At 33.5% G+C, this 1,940-nt stretch carries 1 protein-coding gene; it reads left to right on the top strand.

Annotated features, from left to right (window positions below; translation table 11 throughout):
* The first annotated feature begins 427 nt into the window (after window positions 1-427).
* A protein-coding gene (locus ABH902_RS15730; RefSeq protein WP_404592340.1) for an IS3 family transposase occupies window positions 428-1,830 on the top strand; the annotation gives its coding sequence in 2 pieces (ribosomal slippage) (window positions 428-974 and window positions 974-1,830; 1,404 coding nt in all).
* Window positions 1,831-1,940 lie beyond the last annotated feature (110 nt).

Here is a 1,940-nt window from a genome sequence, read left to right on the forward strand (position 1 = left end):
CAAAATTAGGGTATCTTTCACCCGTTGATTATCGATTAACAAGATCAAATTGAGTTGCTCTTTTTATTTTGTATCAAAAAGTAGTTGCACTTCCTTTCTCTTCCGCTTTTTTATTTAACTATTGACAACTCGTCTAAAAATATTGCAGCACTTTGAAAGTCTAGAGATTTTTTGTTTTTTAGTAGATATAAATTTATCATGCTATTGACAGACAGCACAAATTTTTATATGGTTAAATTATATGAAAGCTTTATAATATGACTTTCAATTGACTTAATTTAGAACAATTCATCGTTTTTTAGATTTTTACTCATATTATTTAATCCTTGTAAATCTAGCAAGTGATTTTATTAAATAAAAATCCGTGGAAATTGTACCGCCCCCCAAAAGTTAGACCTAAAAATCTAACTTTTGGAGGTTTTTTTGTATGGCAAAGTACAATCTTGAATTTAAACTTAAAATTGTCCATGACTACTTATCTGGACAAGGAGGCACATCATTTCTCGCAAAAAAGTATGGGTTTAAAGATAATTCACAAATAAGAAAATGGATCAATGCGTATAATGAATTTGGTGAAGAAGGACTACTCCGTAGTCGAAAAAATAGGAATTATTCTGTTCAATTTAAGTTAGATGCGATAGAGTTGTATTTAACAACAGAGCTGTCCTATCGAGAAGTAGCCAATTGTCTCAAAATTAACAATCCGCCCTTAGTTGCGAGTTGGCTTAGAACCTATCGGAAACAGGGGATAGATGGACTCTGTAAACAGAAAGGACGTCCAACGACAATGCCTAAGAAGAAATCAAAAGAAGTCAAGCTATCCACCGATGAACAATCCAGACTGGATACACTAGAAAAAGAAAATAGAATGTTGAAAATTGAGAATGCCCATTTAAAAGAATTGAGGAGGCTGCGTTTAGAGGACGAACGAAAAATGAAAGAATCGCACGAATCATTCACAGCCTCCGAGGACACTTTCGATTAAAAGATATTCTGGAAACCCTAAGGTTTCCAAAAGCCACTTATATGTACTGGCAAAAGCGTTTAGATAGAACAAACTCAACACAAATAATTGAAGAAGAAATTCAAGCGATTCGTAAAAAACATCCACATTATGGCTATAGAAGAATGACACAGGAATTGAAACGACGTGGATATCACGTAAATAAAAAGAAAATACAGCGATTAATGCAAAAGCTACAGTTACAAGTCAAAGCATTTACCAAGAAATCTAGGAAATATAATTCATATAAAGGAACTGTTGGGAAAGTAGCTAAAAACTTGATTCACCGAAGATTCAACACTTCGGTCTCCCATCAAAAAATCACGACGGATACAACTGAATTTAAATACTATGAAACAGATGACGCGGGTATTCTTCGACAGAAAAAACTATATTTAGATCCGTTTATGGATATGTATAACAGTGAAATTCTAAGCTACAGCCTTTCTACTCAACCAAATGGTACAACAGTTATTGCAGGTCTGGAAGAAGCAATTTCTCAAACAAATGATTGTCCCTATCGTCGCACCTTCCACTCTGATCAAGGCTGGGCGTATCAAATGAACACCTATGTACAAACATTAAAGGATAACCGTATCTTTCAAAGTATGTCTCGGAAAGGAACCTGTTTAGATAATTCTCCTATGGAGAATTTCTTCAGTATTCTAAAGCAAGAATTGTATTATGGAAAAGTTTATCAAAGTCAAAATGAGTTAAGACAAGCCATTGAGAACTATATTTATTATTACAATCATTATAGAATCAAAGAAAAGCTTAACTGGAAAAGTCCAGTAGAGTTTCGACGTTTCAATCAAAAAACGGCATAAAAATAGAGTGGAAAAATGTACCGACCCCCAAAAGTTAGACCTAAAAATCTAACTTTTGGAGGTTTTTTTGTATGGCAAAGTACAGTTTTGAATTAAAATTACAGATTGTT

The organism is Enterococcus sp. UD-01 (genome assembly GCF_044909655.1).
Taxonomy (GTDB): domain Bacteria; phylum Bacillota; class Bacilli; order Lactobacillales; family Enterococcaceae; genus Enterococcus_L.